The 22,856-nt window shown below is 41.0% G+C and carries 17 protein-coding genes; 11 read left to right on the top strand and 6 right to left on the bottom strand.

Annotated features, from left to right (window positions below; genetic code table 11):
* The first annotated feature begins 59 nt into the window (after window positions 1–59).
* The 11 genes from Q4575_RS05325 to Q4575_RS05275 all read left to right on the top strand — a co-directional run bounded on the left by Q4575_RS05325 (window position 60) and on the right by Q4575_RS05275 (window position 12,477).
* Complete coding sequence (locus Q4575_RS05325; protein ID WP_303521590.1) at window positions 60–665, top strand: hypothetical protein; 606 nt, start codon at window positions 60–62, stop codon at window positions 663–665.
* Window positions 665–1,264, top strand: coding sequence for a hypothetical protein (locus Q4575_RS05320; RefSeq protein WP_303521589.1), 600 nt, complete (start codon window positions 665–667; stop codon window positions 1,262–1,264). Before Q4575_RS05325 ends, Q4575_RS05320 begins: the two co-directional genes overlap by 1 nt.
* The gene (locus tag Q4575_RS05315) at window positions 1,264–5,862 is read left to right on the top strand and encodes a phage tail protein (protein ID WP_303521588.1); all 4,599 of its coding nucleotides are present in this window, start codon (window positions 1,264–1,266) and stop codon (window positions 5,860–5,862) included. The genes Q4575_RS05320 and Q4575_RS05315 overlap by 1 nt, the downstream gene beginning before the upstream one ends.
* Before the next feature lie 6 nt (window positions 5,863–5,868).
* Window positions 5,869–8,436: a hypothetical protein gene (locus tag Q4575_RS05310; protein WP_303521586.1), complete on the top strand. Its 2,568-nt coding sequence runs from the start codon at window positions 5,869–5,871 to the stop codon at window positions 8,434–8,436.
* A complete protein-coding gene (locus Q4575_RS05305) occupies window positions 8,436–9,059 on the top strand; it encodes a hypothetical protein (protein WP_303521585.1) in 624 nt (207 codons plus the stop codon). Before Q4575_RS05310 ends, Q4575_RS05305 begins: the two co-directional genes overlap by 1 nt.
* 64 nt (window positions 9,060–9,123) lie before the next feature.
* A complete protein-coding gene (locus tag Q4575_RS05300) occupies window positions 9,124–9,522 on the top strand; it encodes a hypothetical protein (protein WP_303521584.1) in 399 nt (132 codons plus the stop codon).
* Between the two features lie 4 nt (window positions 9,523–9,526).
* Entirely contained in the window at window positions 9,527–10,354 is an 828-nt protein-coding gene (locus tag Q4575_RS05295) for a hypothetical protein (protein ID WP_303521583.1), read from the top strand.
* Entirely contained in the window at window positions 10,351–10,836 is a 486-nt protein-coding gene (locus tag Q4575_RS05290) for a hypothetical protein (RefSeq protein ID WP_303521582.1), read from the top strand. Before Q4575_RS05295 ends, Q4575_RS05290 begins: the two co-directional genes overlap by 4 nt.
* A gap of 2 nt (window positions 10,837–10,838) precedes the next feature.
* Window positions 10,839–11,735 (top strand): hypothetical protein, encoded by an 897-nt coding sequence (locus Q4575_RS05285; protein ID WP_303521581.1) that lies wholly within the window; start codon window positions 10,839–10,841, stop codon window positions 11,733–11,735.
* Between the two features lie 2 nt (window positions 11,736–11,737).
* Entirely contained in the window at window positions 11,738–12,139 is a 402-nt protein-coding gene (locus Q4575_RS05280; protein WP_303521580.1) for a hypothetical protein, read from the top strand.
* Window positions 12,139–12,477 carry a hypothetical protein gene (locus Q4575_RS05275; protein WP_303521578.1) on the top strand — a complete coding sequence of 113 codons (339 nt, stop codon included), beginning with the start codon at window positions 12,139–12,141 and terminating at the stop codon, window positions 12,475–12,477. The genes Q4575_RS05280 and Q4575_RS05275 overlap by 1 nt, the downstream gene beginning before the upstream one ends.
* Before the next feature lie 808 nt (window positions 12,478–13,285).
* Here the strand turns inward: Q4575_RS05275 and Q4575_RS05270 are convergent.
* From Q4575_RS05270 to Q4575_RS05245, 6 genes are all read right to left on the bottom strand, one after another.
* Complete coding sequence (locus tag Q4575_RS05270) at window positions 13,286–15,661, bottom strand: beta-galactosidase (RefSeq protein WP_303521577.1); 2,376 nt, start codon at window positions 15,659–15,661, stop codon at window positions 13,286–13,288.
* A gap of 116 nt (window positions 15,662–15,777) precedes the next feature.
* Window positions 15,778–17,379: a LamG-like jellyroll fold domain-containing protein gene (locus Q4575_RS05265; RefSeq protein WP_303521575.1), complete on the bottom strand. Its 1,602-nt coding sequence runs from the start codon at window positions 17,377–17,379 to the stop codon at window positions 15,778–15,780.
* A 3-nt stretch (window positions 17,380–17,382) separates the two neighbouring features.
* Entirely contained in the window at window positions 17,383–17,937 is a 555-nt protein-coding gene (locus Q4575_RS05260) for an RNA polymerase sigma factor (protein WP_215965035.1), read from the bottom strand.
* Window positions 17,938–17,974: 37 nt separating this feature from the next.
* A complete protein-coding gene (locus tag Q4575_RS05255) occupies window positions 17,975–19,198 on the bottom strand; it encodes a lactonase family protein (RefSeq protein WP_303521573.1) in 1,224 nt (407 codons plus the stop codon).
* Between the two features lie 27 nt (window positions 19,199–19,225).
* The gene (locus tag Q4575_RS05250; protein WP_303521572.1) at window positions 19,226–21,511 is read right to left on the bottom strand and encodes an FAD-dependent oxidoreductase; all 2,286 of its coding nucleotides are present in this window, start codon (window positions 21,509–21,511) and stop codon (window positions 19,226–19,228) included.
* Window positions 21,512–21,541: 30 nt separating this feature from the next.
* Window positions 21,542–22,756 carry a glycoside hydrolase gene (locus Q4575_RS05245; protein WP_252736648.1) on the bottom strand — a complete coding sequence of 405 codons (1,215 nt, stop codon included), beginning with the start codon at window positions 22,754–22,756 and terminating at the stop codon, window positions 21,542–21,544.
* Window positions 22,757–22,856 lie beyond the last annotated feature (100 nt).

The raw sequence follows: 22,856 nt of genomic DNA, 5'->3' as shown, positions 1-22,856 counted from the left end.
CATTAAATTTATTACAACTTAAACCCGCATTCAGCGGGTTTTTTTATGTCTGAGATATTATGCAATTCCCACAAACCTTAGCCAGATTCAGATCGGTCACACCCAGATCGGTTGTTGAAACCATAAATCCAAACAAAAAGTCGTATCAGCATTCCGTTCGGCGTTCTACAACGGGGCAACGTTGGGGTTTTGAGTTAACAACAGTGAAATTGTCGTTTGAGAATGCAATTGAACTTCAAACGTTTATTGATCAATTAGACTTTGATTATGTTCGATTCAATATGTTTAACCCATTACCAACTTTAGGCGCTGGTGGAGGTTCACCAGAAACCAGAGCATTAATTGCGAAAGGTGTAACGTCAATCCCCATTGATGGTTTATCGGCGTCTCAAACAGGCATTTGGAAAGTGGGTGATTTCATTCAGTTCGACAATCACAAAAAGGCGTACAGGGTGACGTCAACAATCAATTCGAACGGTACTGGACAGGCAACGGCCAGTATCCACCCTGCATTAATAGCCGATGTACCAAGTGGTACAGCAATTAACTTTGGTTCTAATGTTAATTTTCAATTTGAATTAGAAAGTGAAATTGAAGATATCAGCTTTGCAGTAAGTAGTGGAAAGCTTGCCGAGGTTTCAATCAATGTTATTGAGGTCGGTTAATGCGCCAACAAAGTAATGCGATGGTGAGTTTATTAGCCCAGCGGCATAGTTTTTTGCACCTGGTAAAAATATCATTCCCTAGTACTGATTTGTTTTTAACAGATGATGCGATTGATAGAGAATTCAACGGTAATACATATTTGTCGGGTGTTCTTGAACCACCTGATGCGTTCAGTCAGAACGGTGAGCCCAAGACAAACGATGCTGATTTTAAATTAAGCGATCCTGACCGAACTATTGCATCATTGATCTTACAAGGTGGTTGGTACAACAAATCGGTTGAAGTTCGTCGCATGTATCTAGATGCATCGGGCCAAATCGTTGAAACAATTATCGTTTGGTCGGGGACGGTTGACAGCGCAAGTGACGAAAGTTCGACAGTAACAATTACGGCATCATCTATTTGGGCAGACTTTGATAAAACATCAGGCAGGAAAACCAACATCGCTAGCCAGAAAGTTTTTTATCCTCTCGATGCTTGTTTCAAAGAAACCCCAAACATAATTAAAGATATTCCATGGGGTCGTGCCGCGCCCGCAATAGGTGGTTGGGGTCAACCGTCTGATCCAGCTATAACCGCTCCAACGGAAGAAAAATAATGAGTTTTTTAGAAACAGTTATTGATATTGGTCTTGAGTTCACTGGCATTGGAAAAGTTCTTGAGTGGTTAACACCAGAAATTGACACAGGCGATCAAGGACAGTCGTTAACAAAGCCAAGTTCAAACGCCCATATTCCCGTCATATATGGCCACCGGGGAAAAGTAACAGGTACAATTGCATGGTTAGGTACCAATGATAATGATGATGACAGTATTAAAAATGATTTGCTTCATATGGTTATCGTGTGGTGTGAAGGCCCAATTGAATCGATTGACGAAATTTACTTAGATGATGTATTGATTACTGATAGTAAGTTCGACGGTTGGGCTTATGTTCGCAACTTCACAGATGGTATGAACGGTACTTACGTAGATAGTGTATTAGAAGATGCCGGATTCGACACTGAGAATTATTTATTTTCTGGTTTGGCTGTTAGTTATATTCGACTTGAATACAATGATGAAGGGATCTTTAATGGTATTCCGAATGTATCCGCAAATATTAAAGGGCAGTTGTGTGTAACAAATAAAACCACTGGCACCCGATTAGATTACGCTAGTTCTAACCCTGCTCATCAGTTGTATGACTATTTATGTAACGATATTTATGGGAAAGGGGTTTCTCATGATCTATGGATACAATCCTCTTTAACTAGCGCGATAGATCAATCTGATACATTAGTTGAAAGCTATCAGGGCAGTGTTTCAACTCAACCGCAGTTTACTTCAAATATAATTGTCGATACGTCCCGAAATGTAATTGATAACGCTATTGAGCTATTGAAACCCATGCGCGGGCGATTGCCGATTGTAGACGGGCAATTGGATCTGGTTCTAGAAATTGATAGGGATCCAGTCACCCCACTAATTGAAGGTGTCGACTTTTTTGAAGACGCGCTTCGGTTTAGTTTTAAATCAATTAATGAACGTTACAACAGAGTAATAGTGACGTTTTATGATCCGGATAATAATTGGCAGAAGCAGGAAGTTGTTTATCCAGAAATCGGTTCAGCTTTAGAAACGCAATGGCAAAGTGAAGACGGTAAGTTATTAGAAAAACGAGTTACGCTTAACGCATGTACTGACTATTACGAAGCACGTTCGACTGGTCGTGTCATTGCTCAACTGAGCAGAGAAACGTTAACTGCTAATGTAATTTGTGAACCATCAGCATCTCGTTATACCGTTGGCGATGTTGTTCCTGTGACCGTCGAGTCGCTTGGTTGGGACGCGAAACCATTTAGAGTTGAGTACACTGAAAACCGACAAAACGGTGAAGTAGAGTTAGAGTTGGTTGAACACCAGGCATATATTTATACCTGGTTAAGTGGCGACGTAAAACCTGCAGTTGTAGACACGAGTCTTCCCGATGTAAAAAATGTTACTGTTCCGTCGGGATTGTCGGTTGAAGCGCTGGATTCCGGTAAAGTTAAGCTATCTTGGAATAGTGATTATCGTAACTTTTATTACTCTTTATCTGTTGATGACGAATTACTTAAACAAGCAAACATTTCTAATAAATCGATAACAATTGATAATCTGTCGAGCGGTGACTTTGTATTTAAAGTCCATGCGTTTAATAGTTTGGGTTATCGTTCTACAGGTTCTATTTTAGCATTTACTATTGATGAACCAGCGCCTCCAAACATTAATATCACACCCACAAATTTTGAATTGTTAGTTGAGCCGGTTATTACCGGTTCTTTTTTGAGTGTAACTTTTGAATTAGAAGTTGGCACGACAGATGTTCAAGCTGATGCGACTAATTACGGAACTGCATCAAACTGGACGATTGCTGGGCTTGCACCAAACACTAATTATTTTGTGTGGGTTCGAACTATAAATGTAGCGGGTACCAGTGAATGGGCCAGTGCTGAAAGTACAACTACTAACGTTGCCGACAATGTTCTTAATCTAATTAATGGACACATTGAAATCGATAATTTGAGCGATGATGCTCAATCAGTAATTGCACAATTAAGTTCTGATGTTTCAGATAGCCAAACAGTTCAGCAAGCTACAGATAACGCGCTACAAGTCGTTAAAAATTCCATTAGTCAAACGTCAACAAACTTAGAAAATGCATTGAGTTCGTGGGCTGACTCGATACTTCTCGATGTTGATAATCAAGAAGCGTTGTTAGGTACCTACGCCCAAATCGAAGTGATTGAAGGTCAGATAACGGTTCATACAACGCAAATTTCTCAAACTGCATCAAAGATAGAGTTAAGCGCGTTAGAGTCCACGCTGAGAAGCGATATTGCTCAATTACAGTTTGGCGATGAAGCAGACGCGATAAGTTTTGCTATTGGTGAAGTGGAAGGCCGATTAGAACAAGTTGAAGTTTTCATTGAACCGGACTCGTTTCAAGTTTCGGTCGATTCAATCATTGCTGAAAAAGATTTTGTTACGACGACTTTTGTTGATCAAAAAATCAGTGATTTAGGAATAGAGAACTACGTTACTCAGACATTATTTACTGAAGAAGTTACGACGTTAAATAGCGCAGTTGAAATTCTATCGAGTAATGTTTTTAAACGTTCAATGACGTCTTATACAGCTGCAAATAAACGATTAGATGATACTGAAAACGCAACATTAGCAGATAGATTACATGCGATAGAGCAAGACTTAGAAGCGGAAGAGTTGCGCGGTTCATTAGCTGCAGCTGAAGAACGTATTGAAGTTAACACTACGGAGACTACTGCAAAGATTGAGTCGGTTGAAACTCAGGTTGCACAAATTGATAATCGTTTCGCAAGTTACTCGAAAGCGATTTCATCGATAATTAATAACGAGCAAATAACAGCGCGGATGTTAACGCAATTAACTGCTCGTGATGATGAAGTATTAGCGGAGGCAATTAGCCTGGTTAATACGTCAGTGGGTTATTGCGTTGATGAAGACGGGAACATTACAGATCACATCGATGCTGTTGCATGTGTAGCAGCGGGACATGAGTGGTTGAAGTTGCCGTTGTCCGAAGCAATGGATTTTGTTTCTGTCACAGTTAAAGATCAAGACGATAACGATGTAAAAATTAAAGCGGGCACACTCTTTCAGGCATTCCAAGATGAATGGGATGGATTAGTTGCCCGAGCGTTTTTTGGTTTAGTTTTACCGAATGATGAAACGACGGGTATTACCGCAACTGCTAATGAAGACGGTTCTATCAGTGCTATCAATTTTTATGGCGCCACACTTAACTGGTTAACGCCATCGGGTACCCCGGTATTAAATTACGATACTGAAACGAACACGATTACGATTCCCGCCGGAGCACTTACGTTAACAAGTGGTCAAAAAGCTGAGTTAAAGGGTGACACTGGAGAACAAGGTGAAACTGGCCCGCAAGGTTTGCAGGGTTTAAAAGGTGATCCGGGCGATCAGGGTATACCAGGTGAAGTTGGTCCAAATGGTCAAACAAGTTATCTGCATATTGCTTATGCAACGAATAGCACGGGCAGTACTGGTTTTTCAACTAGTAACGCAACGAATAAAACCTACATAGGACAATACACCGATTTTACTGCAGCTGATTCTACCGACTATACAGATTACACTTGGACCAAAATCAAAGGTGAAACTGGCGCAACCGGTGCCCAAGGCGCGCAGGGTGAACAAGGTGATACTGGTCCTCAAGGAGAAACTGGTGCACAAGGCCCACAAGGTGTAGCGGGAACGTCGCCAGCGGGTGATTGGACTTGGATTAAAACCGACTTTACTGGCACTTGGCCAAGTAATTCAGCAATAAATACATTTTTGGGACGAAACGCATTAACAGGTGACAGACTAACAATTTCAAATGGCGACAACGATTCGCCAAGCATCACAACTAAAGTTTGGAACGGTTCGAATTGGATAGAACCCGTTGTTTTAATCGATGGTTCGTTGGTCGCGAGGGAGTCGTTATCTGGTGATTCACTTATAGCTGGTACTCGTGTCCGTTCACCAAAAATTGAATATGTTGGTTCGACTCATATGCGTGTAAGTAGCGCGAGTGGTTTTGGTAGCGTTAACCAGTTTATTGAATGGTTTGGCCCTAAAGCCGTGGATGGCTCAGGCGAAATTGATTACTCGAGCATAACCGAAGCGAATGCCATCCAATTTCTTAAGAGCAACGGCGAGGCTTATTTTGGCGGAGCGATTAATACCGGCGCGCTAACCACCGCATTATCAACTAGCGATACATCTTCAACAGCACAAATTGAAATTGGCCCATATGGCTCAAACGGTGGCGCAATAACAATTGCGTGTAGCGTAACGATGGAGTCAGTTTACTTTCAGAATGACAATTACTCTCGCGATCCGGATGGTGTTCCAACGTGTTCCATATTGCTAGAAGAATATGTATCGAGCGCATGGGTGACCCGACAGACAGCCAGTTATACGGGTAATGAAGAACATAGCAGTCTTCAAGAAGGTGGCGAGTATCTTAACTCCAGTACTCAAACGCTAGTTGGTTCTTTCACATACACAGACAACAAACAAACAACAGCTAATAGAACGTATCGATTGCGCATGACAGCGCGAGGTAATTTACGTTTTACAAACAGCGATGTTTCTCAACGACTTTCAATTATTTCTCAAGAGTAAAATTATATGCAGCATATTGAATTAACGAGCATAGACTTAACGCAGGGCAGTGCGAACGTAGTCGTCAACGACGTAATTGATTTATCATCTATTCCGGCCGGCTATGTATTGTCAGTAGACGGTTTTGATGTATTGATGTCACTCGATGGCGGCGGAGACCAAACATTAACTTTAAGTAGCGTTTTCCCTGGTACTTCTATTAGTGGCCGTCGTGGTTTTATTCTTGAAACTGTTAGTCAATCAAATGATTTGATGACAAAGCTAACAGCGATACATGACAAAATTATTGAGCTATCAGCAACACGAGAGGCTGTATTTACGTCAGATGATGAAACGATTACGTATGTTGATAGGTTGGGTGAAAGCCACACGCTATCGACTAAAACACGATTTGATAATTTAATTTATGACGTAGAAAGCGCAAGCGGCAACATCAAATCAATGCGCTCAGTTGTTTACGACGCACAGATAGAAATGAATCGTCAGCGTTATGGGATTAGCGGTTTTGTTGAGTTTGGTAAAACTCATAGTTCATGGGAACAAGTAAACGAAGGGTTAGCTGCAATACCGACAACGACTAATCAAATTAGACTTGGGCGCAGTAGTGATGGGGTTGGAATAAGCAATTCTGATGTTCCACTTATCAATGTCTACGGAGCACAGTTTGAACTCAGTTATATTAATGACTCATCAAATAAAAATAATGTATTAAAACTTCCCCCTGCACCAGATGGGCTAGACAAACTTGACGGCACAGGTCGCCACGCAGACTTAGCCGCCGCAATAGTTGCGGGTGGTAATGATTTAAGTGATTCACGATTGGGTGGTCAGCGCATTGTTGTCGTTCGCAAAAAAACGGTGACGGTTACAGATAAAGCTTACCCGCTTGGCCTTTTGCAATTCGCGGCAAGCACAGCTGATGGTATTACATTAATTAGTAATCCTGACCAAGATGAATGCCGTTTTTACGATGACAACTGGGCGAGTGATACGACAACGACCGGAAAAATCTTTGATTGGGCCAATGCGTCAGACTCAGATAAAGATGCAATTTTACAAAATCCTAAAAACAATCTTAGATATGTTGATGGTGTTTTAAAACAAGATATTGCTCAAGTATTCGTTTATCAAACCGCGACGGTTTACGGTGAATCAGTATCAAATAAAACAATGATGGAGGCAGAGGGTTTTAACTCAGTCGACAATGACGCTGGATTATTCACAGACGGTCTAGGTTGGGAAATGACAGTTGTCGTCACGGTTGATTGCATGAATCAGGGGGCTTTTCACCCTGTTTATAATGACAATGGAACTCGTAAAATACTAAATACAGCAGTATCTAGCACTAGAAGTTGGTACAACTGTGAATCAATTGTTGAAGCTCATTTGACAAGTACAGCAGCAATGTTTAATGAAGCCACAGCAGATTATACACTCAATGAAGGGGGTATTTCATCGGCTGTTTCAGGCCACCATTCTGGCCGTTTCTACGATGCAGTTTATGCGGACCAAATAACTGATAGACGCGTTGACGCCTCGGGTAAATTTGATTTACAACGAGCTACTTCGTTAGCCACACAAATGGCGTTCAATGGCAACGCCAGTGCTAATTGCACTGAGTATGTGCCGTTTACACAGGTTTGGACTGAACACGAAACAACGGATGACTTTAGTAGCGGTCAATTTAAAATAGTTAACATTTCAACTGGCTTCCTGTTGCCACTCTCGGAACTACCGTTTGATTTTAAAAACGGAGATAAAATATACGCTGTTGATGGGAGTAACATCACTGAATATATTGGAATAGTTGGTGCAACATATTTAACTGTTGATGCAACACTGACTAGAAAAACGGGTGTCTATTGGATGATACCAACCCGTGCCTCACACAAATCCAAATTCAGACGGAATATCATAGGCTCACCTGTTGAAATCAAGGCGTTACTTGATGCAAACGGTTATTCGGGTATTTTTGCAGACTGGATACCCGTTATTCCAGACGGAACAAGTAAAGATTATGTTTATACAAGAAAAGCGCTCTCTAGTACAGTATCGAGCATCTACAGTGTAAGCGGCGGCGCGTGGCAGTCAGCGACTCGAACAATTGATCAAACTAACAATAAATATACGTATTTTGCTGAGACTGACAGAGTTGATTTAATGACGTACGAATACGCACCGAACTTCACTGAGTCAGCAGGCGAAGTGCGAATCGATTATAGCGACTTCTGTGTTCATGCAACTAACTCAAGTGACGTAAATGAAGGCGCAGTACTTACACAATCCGTATCTGGTGAAATCCCAACTAATAGCACGGGCCCGACAACACTGTTTGGTTACAAAGCCCAGGGCTACAACTTAGAATCGGACGGAAGTTTAGATTTAACTCGTATTCCACTATATGACTCACCGGCACTTGGCGGCACTGGCCCTGAACTAGACGCAATGTTTTATTCTCATGTGCCTGAAACCGGATTAGTTGAACATTATGTCGTAGATGCCAGCGACCCAACTATTCACCATAAAATCTTGGGTATCCCTCAAATCTTTATAAAACCAACACAGGTGGCGTAATGGAATTCTTTTATAAACGAGATGAAAACGGCGACGTTGTCATGATAGACGATGTTCCCCAGTTACAAGACAAACCGCTTTGTTGTGATATTGATGTATTGCAGCGTTTAATTAAATCAAACGCAGCGCAATCAAAAATTGATAAATACAAACAATACTGCGTTAACAAATTAAATTGGTCTCAGCTTGAGCAGTATCAATTAGAGCTGAAATTGGTATTGGAACACAACGAACGTGCGAGCATTAACAACGCATTACCTGAGGTCGACCGAAACGAAGACTGGGAAACCATTAATGCGCTACCTACGCCCACGTTTAATTTTGTTGAGGCAACGACGGAAACGGTTAGCAGTCTGATTGCAAGCGAGCTTGAAACCTTAGATAAAATAGAAGGCTCTTATCTGAATGGGGTTTACGTATCACTGACTGAAGAAAATCAAAATGGTATCGCGGCCGTGTTAAAGGGAATCGAACTGGCCGCTAAACATAATCAAAACATTTTTCCTTTGAATTTTAAAGCAAGCACAAAACATGGTTCGTCTGTCATCAGTTTTGCAGATCAAGACGCGTTTGAACTGTTCGCATTGCAGTTCATGGGCGCGAGACAGGCGTTCTTTCAATAATTTAACACTTAACTAAACAAGCCGCTTAATTGCGGTTTTTTAATGTCTAAAAATCGAGGTTCACATGGATTCAATTAAAAAGTACGGCTCAGGCTTCATTCTTATTTTGATGATACTTGCAGCAATGGTGTATGAAGTTCTGGTTGTTAAGCCTTATATGGTTATTCGCGCATTCTCGCCAAGCGATTACGTTGAAGATTTATGGTTAAGCCTAGATCAACACTTAAATAAAATCCTACGCGGTGACAGGGATGAAACGTTATCTAGTCGAATAGGAAAACACATTCACTATGGCGCACCAGAACCAAAATGGTTTTCTCGTTATTTCGCGTACCCGTTGTTTTGGTTGCTTCATTGGTTCGACTTTGACCACTGTTTTAAAGCAATCGATTGGACTGAGGGCTGGGGAAAACAAATGATTAGCCGCCCACAGCGCGTCTTTCCATCATTCACTCGGGGTTAGTTTGATGCTAGTCAACAACATGCAAGAACTCACAACAACCATTGGAACAGGTAATGTCACACTGTCTGGATCAAGTGAAAACGGGCGTACATTTTCTAGTCAGCTAATTGTTGGGCAACGATTTAGTTATGTTATTGATAATGGTGCAGGTGAATGGGAAAGTGGTGTTGGCTACTTATCTGATTCAACAACGCTTGTACGGGAAACCCCGCTTGATGGTTCTGCCGCTGTACCAGTTGCATTATCAGCGGGTGATAAGCAAGTGTTTATTGCTATGACAGCGCAGAGCAACCCAACAAGCTACACCCAAAAACCAAGTACCTTGACCGACAAAATAATAACATCATCGCACTACAGCCAAGAAGGCGGTTCAATGACCGTTACAGCTAATCGACTTTATTATACACCCTTCGTTCTTGAGTATGGTGGCCTTATAGATGCTATGGGTTATCCAGCGCAAGGTGGGGAAACAGGAATAGTATGTATGGCCTTGTATAGTGTGGATGGTGATGGTGATCCCGCTAAGTTAATAATTGGTACTAAATTCACCGATCCAATTAGCGGCACGAATTGGGGTTCTCTGTCTCCAATACATTTACCCGCTGGCAAGTATTGGGCGGCTTTTTATTCAAACACCACACCACAAATGCGATGCCCATTTTGGTATAGATGTCGAGACACTGGAATGACAGGGCAAAATTACGAACTCAGGCCGATTGGAAGTCTTTACAAAGATGGTGTGTCGATAACTGAACTGCCTGATGACGCAATACAGCCTGACACTGTTTTTGCATCAAACCCACCAATGGTATTACTAAGGGCAAAATCATGATAGACCGCACCAAGATAAACCAATATGTGATCGAAGAAATTCAAAGACAAGGTTATTCGATTTGGATAATGGATGGCGTAGTTGAAACAAGCGATGATGGAGCAGTTCAAGAAATAATTGATTCTTTCGATCCGCTTGTACCAGCGCGACTGGAAGCCATACAACGTATAAATGAACAGTCGCAGTCATATATGAATGAAATTGAATCTGCATACCCAAGTTTTGAGAAACACACTTGGCCAGCTCAAAAAATTGAGTCCGAAAATTGGGCTGTGGACTCCACCTGTGACACACCTGTATTAGATGCTATTGCAACTGCTAGAGGTGTAGACCGAGTTACATTAATACAAAAGGCAGTGATAAAAACTCAACAATACAATGCACTTGCGGCAACGATGGCAGGTAAGAGACAGGCTTTCGAACAACAGATAGAACAATCAAATGATTTAAGTTGGATCTGTTCAGTACAATTTGAGGTGTAAACATGTCATTTCGCGTGGGTGGTTTTCGCGTTAGTCAAAAACGTATTGCTTTTAGCCAGATAACTACTGGCGGTGGCGAGCCTACGCCAGTTGATATTGAAATTGTCGTAAATTCAGCAAAACAAATTGCACGTGTTTCAGTTGTCGCAGTAACAGTTGCGAGCATACTGAATACAGTAGCGGCAAAACAAGTCGAAAGATCTTCCGTAAATAGCTTTGAACTTGGTCATGTTGTTAATGTATTTTCTGCGAAACAGATAGAGAAATCATCTACTTCAATACTAACTCTAGATGCTGTTTTAGAAACTGTTGCAGCAAAGCAAGTCGAAAAAGTTTCTACTAATAGCGTTGAACTTGGTTATTTAGTAAATGTTAATGCAGCTAAACAGATTGAACGCGCAACTTCAGCAGATATTACAGCGTCAGTTTCAATAGCAATTAACGCTGCAAAACAAATAGAAACTGCAACGACAGTTGATATATCAAACGCTGTTATAACTAATCTCGTAATCAATTCTGCAAAGCAGCTTGAGAAAGCATCTACTAATACAATTTCTATTGAGAGTTTGTTGGATACAGTAGCGGCTCGACAAATAGAAACCGTTCAATCGAATGAAATCAATTCAGATTATGTATTGAGCACAGTCGCTGCAAAACAAACTGAAAAATCAGCGATAGTAGAAATTAATTTTGATTATCTACTAGCCACTGCATCTGCAAAACAAGTAGAGCGCGCATCGTTTGTTAGTATTTTCGATGGTGGCCGGTTATCAACTTCAACAATCGACGACTCAAATGTCGTCGCACTTAGAACATCATCAGATTTTAAAATCGTATTAACAACGCCCGAAAAGGTCGTAATCCAAACCACACCAATTTTCATCCCAATGGAGACATAACCATGGCAGTATTTTTTTCACATTTAGATTCAAAAAAGAACGGTCCTCAATTCGCGAAAGATTACGCGGATCTGCAGGTTGTAGTTAAAGATCCACTTAAGTCAGATACCTATGCTGCGTTTATGGCTAAAGCCGTTGCTCAAGCCGCGTTTACTGGAACTGACATGGCATTTACAGAAGTGAGCGATAATCTAGTTGCAACTATCAACGGAAAGTCCGATGTTGACCAAAGCGCCACCGCAGCACTTGAAGACGATCTTTGTTTAGCACTGGTGGATTCTGTAAACGAGAAAGTGCTCTACTGCACAGATGTTACAGATAAGTTGATCACTAATGTTGACGGTGAAACTGTGAGTTGGAATACCTGGTCAATTACGTTCGAAGAGCTGGTGAGTGCAGCATAATGAAATTACGGTTTAGAGCAGGGCGCACAAGCAAAGAACGTTTTGTTTTGCGCCACAAGACGCCGTTTTCCGATCCCGATATTGAGTTTATCAATAGTGAAGTTTATACGATTGATTCGATATCGATTGAAGTTAACGGCAATAATTGGGCATATCCCACTGAAATTGCCATGGTGCAACGTGAAGTCGTTTACGGTAATAAGACATACGATGCAACCGAGTTCGTTATAACTCCCCCCAGTGACGATCTGACGGCCATGGTCGATGATGTTTTGTTTGATGCAGAGATAATTTTGAACGGTGAGTTTATCGAGTCAGCGGAGGTCATAGTTGAATAATAGTGGCACTTTAGTCCGAGGGAAAAGGAGAACCCTCAGCGCCACTTTGATCATCATAGCTTAATTTAAAAAATAAAAAGTACAGTTTTACTTAACCATTTTTAAACGCGAAAACAGACTACTGTATAAGTGGGCGTTAAGTGGGCGTTAAGTGGGCGGTAAATTCAGCGATGCTCTGAAAGCCTTTAAAAATGGTCGGACTGGCCAGATTCGAACTGGCGACCCCTGACACCCCATGATAGAGCATATAAAAATTCAATTTTGGATCCATTTTGGATCGATCCAAGCGCAAAAACAGACCATTTTAGACATATTGAGATAGTGCAACTCTTTGTTTATAGTGGTCTAGAGTAGTCGCTAAAACACTGCTAGAGGGTTCGAATCCCTCTCTCTCCGCCATTATTTAGAAAACCCGTTAATCGAGAGATTAACGGGTTTTTGCTTTCTGAAGATAAAATAATCTAAAACCAAGCATATTTGAGTTTGTGCAACTCGCCATAACAACTCCTAGATTTTCTTAAATCTTAGCCTGCGCTTCATTTTCGATATTCTGTAGAAAGTATTTGACCGACTGGTCGTTGATGTTCTAGTTCCAGTTCTGAAACGAACACCGGTTTAGAATCACCGGGTATTATCACCGTTCTTTATGCCTAAACGAGTGACTCAACTAATTTACTGTCCACTAATTTTCGATGTTATATGTCAACAACAATGATGTAATTTCGCCAATTACATAAAGCTGTTTGGAGCGGAGAAAATACATTTTTTGAGGGCCTAAATCTAGATTTGGGCCGGGTCATTATGGGGTTTACTGCGGTTTGTTTAGATAACGACGTTGATATAGGTTTTTATGTACGTCCTTGGCTGCGTCGACCAAATCGGGAAATGGTATATCCGTGATTGTTACAAATCCAACGTTATAGTTTTCACCGTCGTGGGCTCGTCCGGTTAAAGGCGCATCAATATATTGAAACCAATGTGCGCCTATGATGTAGGGATTATCAATCGCTGAGTTCATATAAGTTTTAAACATATCTGCCCGAACTTTTTGATTAGGCGCATGTATTATTCCTGGATTTGGGTGACCTACATCGGTAGAGCCAATGTGAAACTCGCCAATAATGACTGGTGCATCTAACGCTTCTAAGAAGCCCCATGTCATTTCATCTATACCTTCACGATAATAATTGTAACTCACGACATCGGCATATTTTTTAGCCGCATCTCTTGCTTCAGGTGCAGTGCCCCACGTTGTAAAACGCGCACCCACATACATGTGATTTGGCATTACTTCTTTTACAGCGGTTCTGACAACTTTAAAGTACTCATCTGCATAGGTTTGTAGCAACCAAGATACGTCATTAGTTAATGTCTTGTTGTAAGACGCGTCTTTTTTGTAATTAACCCCTTGGGCTAGTTCCTGCCAGGATTTTATATTTTTATCCCAGGCGATATTCAATGCAGAGATCTTTTTATATTTGTCTTTGAGCATTTTTACAAATACGGTTTTGGCCGGGCTTTCGTCCACCGATTTTGATAATGCATCAAAGACGATACCGTAGCGTCTAATAGCTGGTGCAGCGCCGCCCCAGCTCATTTCGTTATCGATAAAGACGCCAACACACCAAGGGCTATCATTTACTTCTTTTGCTATGACTTCGGTGGTTATTTTTGCTCTACGTACAAACTCAGGATCGAATGGATCAGGCATTTTACCCCAAATATCAAAACCAGAGCTTAGAGTTTTAAATTCACCAATAATCCATCCGTTGGCAAAATAGGGCATTTTAGTGTTGTCATAAAACATTGGGTCGGTCCAATTACCAAACGATGTAAATCCCCAATCGACCATACGGTCTAGCGTGATGTCGTGCCAATCTATTAAATAAGACTGTTCCGTTTTTTCACCATATCTACGCTCTAAATTGGCTTGATAAAAACTGTACACTTCTCCGTGTTCCATCGGGCCTTTGTGCGCTTTTCGACGATAGCCGTAATGATTTGCTAACTCATCGTCGTAGCTTGGAAACCATTCAAACATGTTATGACGTTGTTGATTGGCAACATCGCTTGTCTTTTGGGCGTTACGATAATTGCCACTAATACCCTGTGAATCTTCTGGCGTGACATCTAAGGGGTCAATAAAACGAACTGAGTCATCTTTATAATCAATGCCGGTGAAGGTCGATGTGTTCGACATTCTTGAATTGGCAATGCCTGATGAGAAATACAAATAACCCTCTGGGTCTATTAACGACCATTTATCACCGACTTTTTGAGTACGGAAAAATCCCGTGGCTTTGAATTTTTCACCTTCTTTCCAACCACCAAACTGACTTCGTCCAGGCCACCCTTCAGATCGTTTTAATTGCGCTCGTTCTTCATCGGCTAGGTGTTTAAGTTCTTCTGTGGAAGAGACTTTGAGGTCAAAATCAATATCGGCGCGTTGACCAAACTTGTCTACGATGTGCGTAACATATTGCTTGTTTGGTGTGCCTGTCGCTTCAAAACGCAGATTATCAATGGTCACCTCCGTGGGATTGATTTGCGTTTCTGTATATATCTTGATTGCGTAGACCTGCGAAAAATCAATGATTTCTTTACTGCCTCGAATGGGCATTTTTCGGGCGGATGTTATAAACGAAGGCGGTGTATCCCGTAACCCTGTATCGTGATCTAATTCAAATCCTTCGAGCTCAAAATATAAGGTAACTGTTTCACCGGCGTCTATTGCAACTGTTCTACGTTGTGTTTTTTGAGTCATACCTGTGATGTTAGTTGATAACATCGTCGCGTATTTACCATTGTTGTAAACATCAACCATAAAGGCATTGTTGCCTAGCTCTGATGTTGACCACGGCAGGTCAGGTATTATGGTTATGCCGGAGCTGCTATGTTTTGTGGAAAATTTAATATTTAGCGCGTTATTGTTATGACTTAGCTCAACAAGCTCTGTTTTTGCGTCAAACGGTTTAATATAACTTGGCACCGTTGTGTTATTAAAGTCAGTAACAAGTATGTGCTTGGCTTGTGTTGTTTTTTTTCGGTCATCATCTAGGTTTTGAGAACCACACGCCACAAGTGCAAACAACATAAATGGCGCAATGATTGATATTCTAAAGTCTGGTTTTTTTACAAATATTATTTTTAGTATTTTTTCAGTAATAGTCGTAGGTTTATTCAAAATATATTCCTCATGAAAGCAATATATTAAGTTGTTGTCAGTCGATACAAATGACACATGAACTAAAAATTAATCAAAAAAGTTCGCTGCAGAAATAAAGCAGCGACTGTCGCTAATTAATTCGCTGGGTTAAGCAATGTATTTTTTTCCATTAATTGTTGAATTTGTTGCTGTTCAAGTGCGGCTTCATAAACAAAAAGCTCATCTACACCACCTTTGAAAAATCCTTGTTTTAATGGCTCTATGCCTTTGCTGTGAGCAATGTTTCTGCCAATACTTAACGGACTGGATAATGGGTCTTGCAGTTGGGTATTGAGCTTGGCAATCGATTTTTGTTGGGTTTTTTCTAATTTTCCATCTACATATAACAATACGTGAGTGGAAATGTTGGAATTTTCACCGCCATAAACCACTACCGCAATATGGTGCCACTGGTCATCACGCAAGTCCGTTGTGCCAACGACTTGTGCTTTATAAGTACCAACGCGAAGACGACCTAAAGGACCATCAATCAACTCCGGATTTGGAGAAATTTGCCACGCAGCATAATTTGCATGTAATCCCCAACTAACGATGCCATACGCTTTGTTAGTTGAAAAATCTGAAGGCACTTTAAGCCAAAAAGCCACTGTACGAGGGTGATCGCTACCGATACCGGCAAAATCGGTTTCTAACCAATTTGTTTCGCCGTCAAAATATAATCCTTGACCAAAACGGCCGTTAATTTTTGCTGTTTTAGTATTTGATAGGGATTTATCTACCGCCAAATAATGTTTACCATTTACGCCTTTACCGGTAGAAGGAAAGCCCGCAGCGGAACCATTATCAAAACTCCAATGTAAAAAGTCAGGGTTTTGCATAGATTCACCTGGCAATACGCGCATAAAATCGGCTGATTCGCTTTTAATACTTGCCACTTCATGTTTTAAGTTGAAGGCTAAGGCTTGGTCTTTTTTTACCAGTTTGTAACGTTGTGACTTATTTGCACGCGCTTTCACTTCGCCGTTAATAACATGAACTTGCGATTCTCCATCTTTATTAACATCAACACCAAACTCAGTGCCTAAGTCGATAATTTCACTGCTAGGTGTATCGATTCGAAAACCAATTGCATTTTTGGGAACCCGGGCAACAAGTTTTCCTTGATGAACAACAACTTGTTCTGAAGATTTTAAGTTAAGTTTAATTGGGGCTTCTAAAATTAATACAACGCCATTGTTTAAGGTGATCTCACTAAAACCCTGAGTCAGTTCTATGTATCCGCGACCAAAGTAGTTACCCAATTTAAGCTCGGTATCTGAGACGGATGTTGCGGTTATTTTTGTGACTTGGGCAAAGTCGGCATGGTTGTTAATAAAACTGGAAATAAATAAGACACAGACAAAGCTCGCGATACTTGCTGCCATAACCCAAGGTTTATTAAACCAACTATTGGCAGCTTCTTGCTCAAATAACTTCCTACTGACTTGTTGCGTAATGGATGTTTGAGGGAGGGGATCAATGCGAGCAATCACTTCACGTGTAAAGTGGGACGATTGATATAATGAGTCAAATTCAGCGCTTAATAGTCTATCGTTGGCAACATATCGACTGACTTCTTTTAAAAGGTCGGGGTCTACTTTGCATGCGAGTAGAAGCAACTCATTGACATCTTCACCTGCTAGATAAGCGGCAATTAATTTTTCTTGTTCAATAGACAATGATTTTGAATCACTCATGTCTTATTCCTCAACCTTTTTCTCAACACAGTTTTTAATCTTCTGTTTTAAGCGGTACATACGCATGGTCATCGTTGAGTGTTTATCGTCATATTTTCGACAAAGTTCAGCTAACGAATGTCCTAAAATGTAATGTTCAGTTAAGAGTAGATTCATTTTATCATCAAGTTTCTTAAGACACTCTTTTAAATTGATCAATAATGGTGACTCATTCTCAGTCTCAAAATTATCCTCTATTTGTTTATTAATTAAGAGTTCTAGTTCGTTATTACCACCAACAGAAAGGGCTTTATGTTTACGTTGATGATTACGGAGTAAATTAATCGCAATACCTCGTAACCAAGCCCCTAAAGAACCATCGAGTCGAAAGTCATTTATCTTCTTGTAAGCTAACATGAAGGTTTCCTGTGCCAAATCTTCTGCTTCATGATAATTACTTAATCGCACTCGTAAACAGGCGCGCACAGACGACTCGTAGCGTTGCACTAAAACTGAATAGGCTTCAATTTCACCAGCTTTAGTGAGTTCAATAAGCTGCTGGTCGTCTTTTTCGTTCATCGTTTTTTATACTTCATTAGCATCGATAGTATCCACTTTAATTAAACGCTTGGATAAAAGAGGGGTTATTAATTACTGTGGATATTTCAGTTAATGTTAGCTGACCGGTTTCTGTATCTCTTTTGACTAAATTAATTTGATTAGCGTGTTGGTTTGCTACTAGTAAATAGCTTTGGTTAGAGGAAAAGTTAAAATCTCGCGGGTGTTCGCCCCCTGAGCTGACTTTATTAACAAATTTAAGCTGGCCATTCGCCTGAATAGCAAACCCATAAATCATGTTTTCTCCACGAGAGGCCGTGTATAAATATTTTCCGTCTTGAGTCACTCGTATTGCTGAAGCAATTGTATTTTTGGTATTAATATTCTCGTTGAATAACATGACCTTATCGACAAAGGTTAAGTTTCCGGTATTCTCGTTTTGCGTAAAAACGGTAATACTATTACTTAGTTCATTTAGGCTATAAACAGTGTTTTTAGTTGGATGAAACGCAAGATGCCTAGGACCGTCGCCCGGTGTGAGTTTAATTCTAAATTTGGGTTCAATCTTTGTTGCTAGGCTATCGAATACGATTATCTCATCGGTCCCTAAATCCGTTAAATACACGTAGCGGTTTTGGTTGCCCCAACCGGCGTAATGTAGATGTGCACTTTTTTGTCTTTTGGTTTTACTATGTCCATAGTTTTTGAAATGGCCAATTAAACTGGGCTGTGCAGAAGGGGATTTCAATGCGTAAAACGAACTTTCGCCACTGGTGTAATTTACGATGGCAAGCTGAGATTGGTCTTGATTCACGTTAACATGACAAATACCTTTACCTAAAACCTCTTGAGAATGCACCAGAGCAAATTGTTTCTTGGCTTTTTGCCATTGGTACACTTGCAATAGTGGAGATTTATCAGCGGTTGTTGCAATACTGTAGAGTGTTTTTTGCTTTTGTTGCCAATTTAAATAACTCGGGTTCAAGGTGTTCGCTACGACTTTTTCATTTACTAATCGGTTTGTAGTTGAATTATAAGATACTAAAGAAATACCATCATCTGGATTTTTATTATAGCCACCGACGAGAAAGTAATCTTTGTCTGTCGTTTTTTCCATTAAATCAGTGCTTTCAATTAAATTAGAGCTTAGCAATTTACCTTCAGACAAAGATGGGGGGTGGCAACTTGCTAGTGATATCGCACAGGTGGCCATAATAAATGGTCGTATTATATTTTTGGCGACTTTATTTAAATTTCGAGCTATCCGTAAACCCTTGTTCATTAGTTATCTTCCTTTTTTGTTCTGGTATTAATTAATTTGAACTTCAAATAACGATGCCGGAACATCAGCAGATGGATGATCTATTTCAATAATTAATTGCTTTGTTGTTACAGGCATTGGCAATACAATTTTATTTACTGTTTGATAATTATCGGATACCTCGGCTAATAATGTGCCGTCGGCTAGTTTCAGTCGGTAACTTGTTACACAATAAGGCATTTGGTTTTCAGAATGCTCCATTAATACGGTTTCTAATGCATGGTCTGAGTCAGTATCAAAAAACAAAGCAACAGTTGAAATCGTGGTTTCTGATGGCCAAGTAAAACACAAGCTTGGCTGTTTGTCTTGCCAGTTAGCTACCCAGGCATTACTGCTTAACCAAGGTCTTAAATGGCCGTTAAGCACATTACTTACCGAAAATGAGTTAAGTGCTGGAGTGAATGTCAGTGCTAAGTTTTGTCCCTTGGGGCGGCGTTCGGGCGTCCAAAATTCGAATTCGTCGATACCGCTATTAACAGGCGCTGTTTGTTTACCATTGTTCGAAACTGCTTTATGAACCTTGTTAAATACTGGCATAGTGCCTGTCACTCGCTGAGTAGAGTTCGCAAGCTCAATGTCATCATTTGCTAAAAAACAAATGAAACCATATTGCTCAAGCGTGACTACATCAGAAAAATCAAAACTGAGTGATTGTTTTCCTTTTAGTACAGGGAGAATAATCGTTTTGAGAGTGACATCGGGGGTATAGTTTTCAGCTTTAGAACTCACTCTAAGTTGACAGGTAAGTTCAGTGGCTTGCTTGGCAATTAATTGAATAGTTACTTTTGGTGCAGGGCCGTTATTAAACGGTAATAATTGTGCGACAGATTGCGCTAACGAAACGGTTTCACCACTGTTTTCGTATCCACTCAATGCAAATTCACTGCTAGCTTTAACGTCTGCCAAAGTGGCAAGATTGAGTGATTTGTCTAGTGCAATTCCAGGAATTCCATGACCAAATGAATTAAGTCGTTGCTGCAACGTTTGCATCTTGTCTGAGGTTAGAAGTGCTTTGGGTTGTAACGATAATTCGCTACACATTGCAGCGGCTTCACCTACGGCTTGTCCGCCATGCGCGCAAGTGATCATGACTCGTGTTGAACCAAAAGCCATGTGTGTCGCACTTATAATACGACCCGCAAGAAATAAGTTGTCGATATCACGGCTCACAAAACTACGATAGGGAATTTGGTAAACTCCTTTAGAATGAAATTGTGAGCACGCAGGGCGGTTACTATAAATTCCTTCTGCAGGGTGAATGTCTATGGCCCACCCGCCATAGGATACGGCGTCATCAAACTGGGTTTGCTCAACAATGTCCTGTTGCTTAAGCATGTACTCACCTTCGAAACGACGGCTTTCTCGTTTGCCCGGTACTGTGCCAACCCACTCTAATGTTAAGTCATCAACATCCTCAAACTTACCGCTATTTTTAATGTAATCCCAGATACCGTAAACAATTTTCCATAGTTCCCATTTTATCTCTTCTGTTTCATAAATTGTGTCGCGAATTCCACCAAATTCTATCCACCAGAATTTACAACCCGAATCAGTACCATGTATATCTTTACAGCGTGGGATAGCGCCGATTTCTTCCTGTGTATAAGCAAACGCCGGAGCTTTATAACTCACCGGTTTACCGGCTTTTTTGCTGTAAAAAAATAGAGTATGCCCAAGTAATTCGTTATTCGCTTCATCAGATGCCAGTTGTTCGTTAAACTCATCCTTAGATTCGGCGCCAATGCGGAATGCAGCACCAGCATTAAAGGCAACTAAACCGTCGCCAGTTGCGTCACAAAATAAGGGGGCTGCAATTACATAATGGGTTGAGTTTTGACTGCAAAAAGCTTCAATACTAGAAATAGTCGTGTCATCGGATTTATTAACTTGAAAAACAGCAGTATTGAGTAATAAGGTGATATTTTTTTCCGCCACGACTTTATCTAATAATAAAGCATCAAAAATGAGCGGGTTACCTTGAGAATTGACCTTCATGTTGTCTAACATTATTTCATCAATAACCCCGCCTTCACGCGACCAACGGTTATTGTTTCCCATATGTGACGTTGCGCCTAATGCCCACAGTCGGACTTCACTTGAGGCATTACCACCTAAAACGGGGCGGTCTTGAACAAGTATCACTTTGCGACCAGCACGGGCCGCGGTAATCGCCGCACATGTGCCTGCAAGTCCACCGCCTGCGATAACAAATTGGGTATTGAGTTCAATTGTTTTGTTTTTACGCGAAGCTGTACTGAAATTTTCTTTTATCATTAAATCTGTACTCTACTTTAATTTTCTTATCTAACTGCGGGCACTGCTACGGGCAATGTTTTTAGCGGCAACCATGCGTTCATTACGTATTTCGTCGCTCAGTCCCTGGGCAAAAAAGACACTTGGGTCATGAATAACATCGGTATTATTAGCGACCTGAGAACGTGGCATTTTGTTCTGTAAATCACAGTCGAATCGACCTAAAAAGCTAAACTTTGTATCAACTGCTTTATGATCACAAAAATGCGACAACCCCCAAGTAAAGCCTTGGCCATCACCTTCACTGGTGAATATGTCAGGAATAAAAGGTCCTGCGCCAACAGGCATTAAGGAGGTGACGGCGGCAATATCAAAATTTACGCCATCTTCAGAGTATTGAATTGTATTGGCTTCAATGCCATTACGAATAGAAAAAGCGGCAATGCCTTTACCAAACCGAAATACGGTTGTTTCGTGGCCCGAATTTAATATCGGATTGAGGGGGTGCTTGGTAAATGGCCCAAGAGGATCATCCGCAATGGCTAACCCGTTACCGACTAAATAGTCAGGACGAACCCCTAACGCGGCTTTGTAATAAAGGTAAATTTGATTGTTGACGACCATAGGGTAAGGGCCGTGAATGGAATATTGATCCCAGTCTCCTTCAGGGCCATTTTCCACCACAATGTGATTGCAGGGGGTCCAAGGACCATCGGGGGAGTCGGCATAAGAAACCGTCACAGGACAGTTGTCGCCTTTGGTTCCACTAGCTTCTTCAAAGGCTTGATAATATAAGTAATATTTACCTTTCCAAACTAAAATGTCTGGTGTGCACACCGCGCGCCAACCTAAAGCCGGCTTTTTGGGACGTGGCACAGCAACACCTTGTTCTTGCCAGGTAAACCCGTCTTCACTCGTTGCATACCAAACTTCACTTAAGTCCCAGTCCATCGATGGAATTTCATCGGTGCATAAGTCCGCCCCGCGAGGCGGAGATATCGTATTTCGCTTGGTGTACCAAATATAATAACGGCCGTTTTCACAAATAATTTTGGATGGGTCACGACGAGAGATTTTGCCGTCTCGGTTACCATAATCAAAGCCTTCAATTTCGGTATATTTAAAGCTTGTGAATAACGGGTTGTCTTCCGGTCTCGGAGTCGGGTATTTGCTATAAAGTCGTTCCATAGCTTGACTCAAGTCTCGGTTTGGGCGCGTTGGCGGTAGATGCCAAGGGAACCCTTTAGTGTCATATTTATTCGTCATGTTCATTACTCATTTTATTCTTTACACGTTTTGTTTTTTACAAAAGCGGCGGTGTATTAATCGTTGAACATCAATGTATGTTGTCGCTACTGAACAAACA

Origin of the sequence: Psychrosphaera sp. 1_MG-2023, from assembly GCF_030548245.1 — a bacterium.
Lineage (GTDB): Bacteria > Pseudomonadota > Gammaproteobacteria > Enterobacterales > Alteromonadaceae > Psychrosphaera > Psychrosphaera algicola.
The sequence above is the reverse complement of the archived record's forward strand: the minus strand, read 5'-3'. Positions and strand labels throughout refer to the sequence as shown.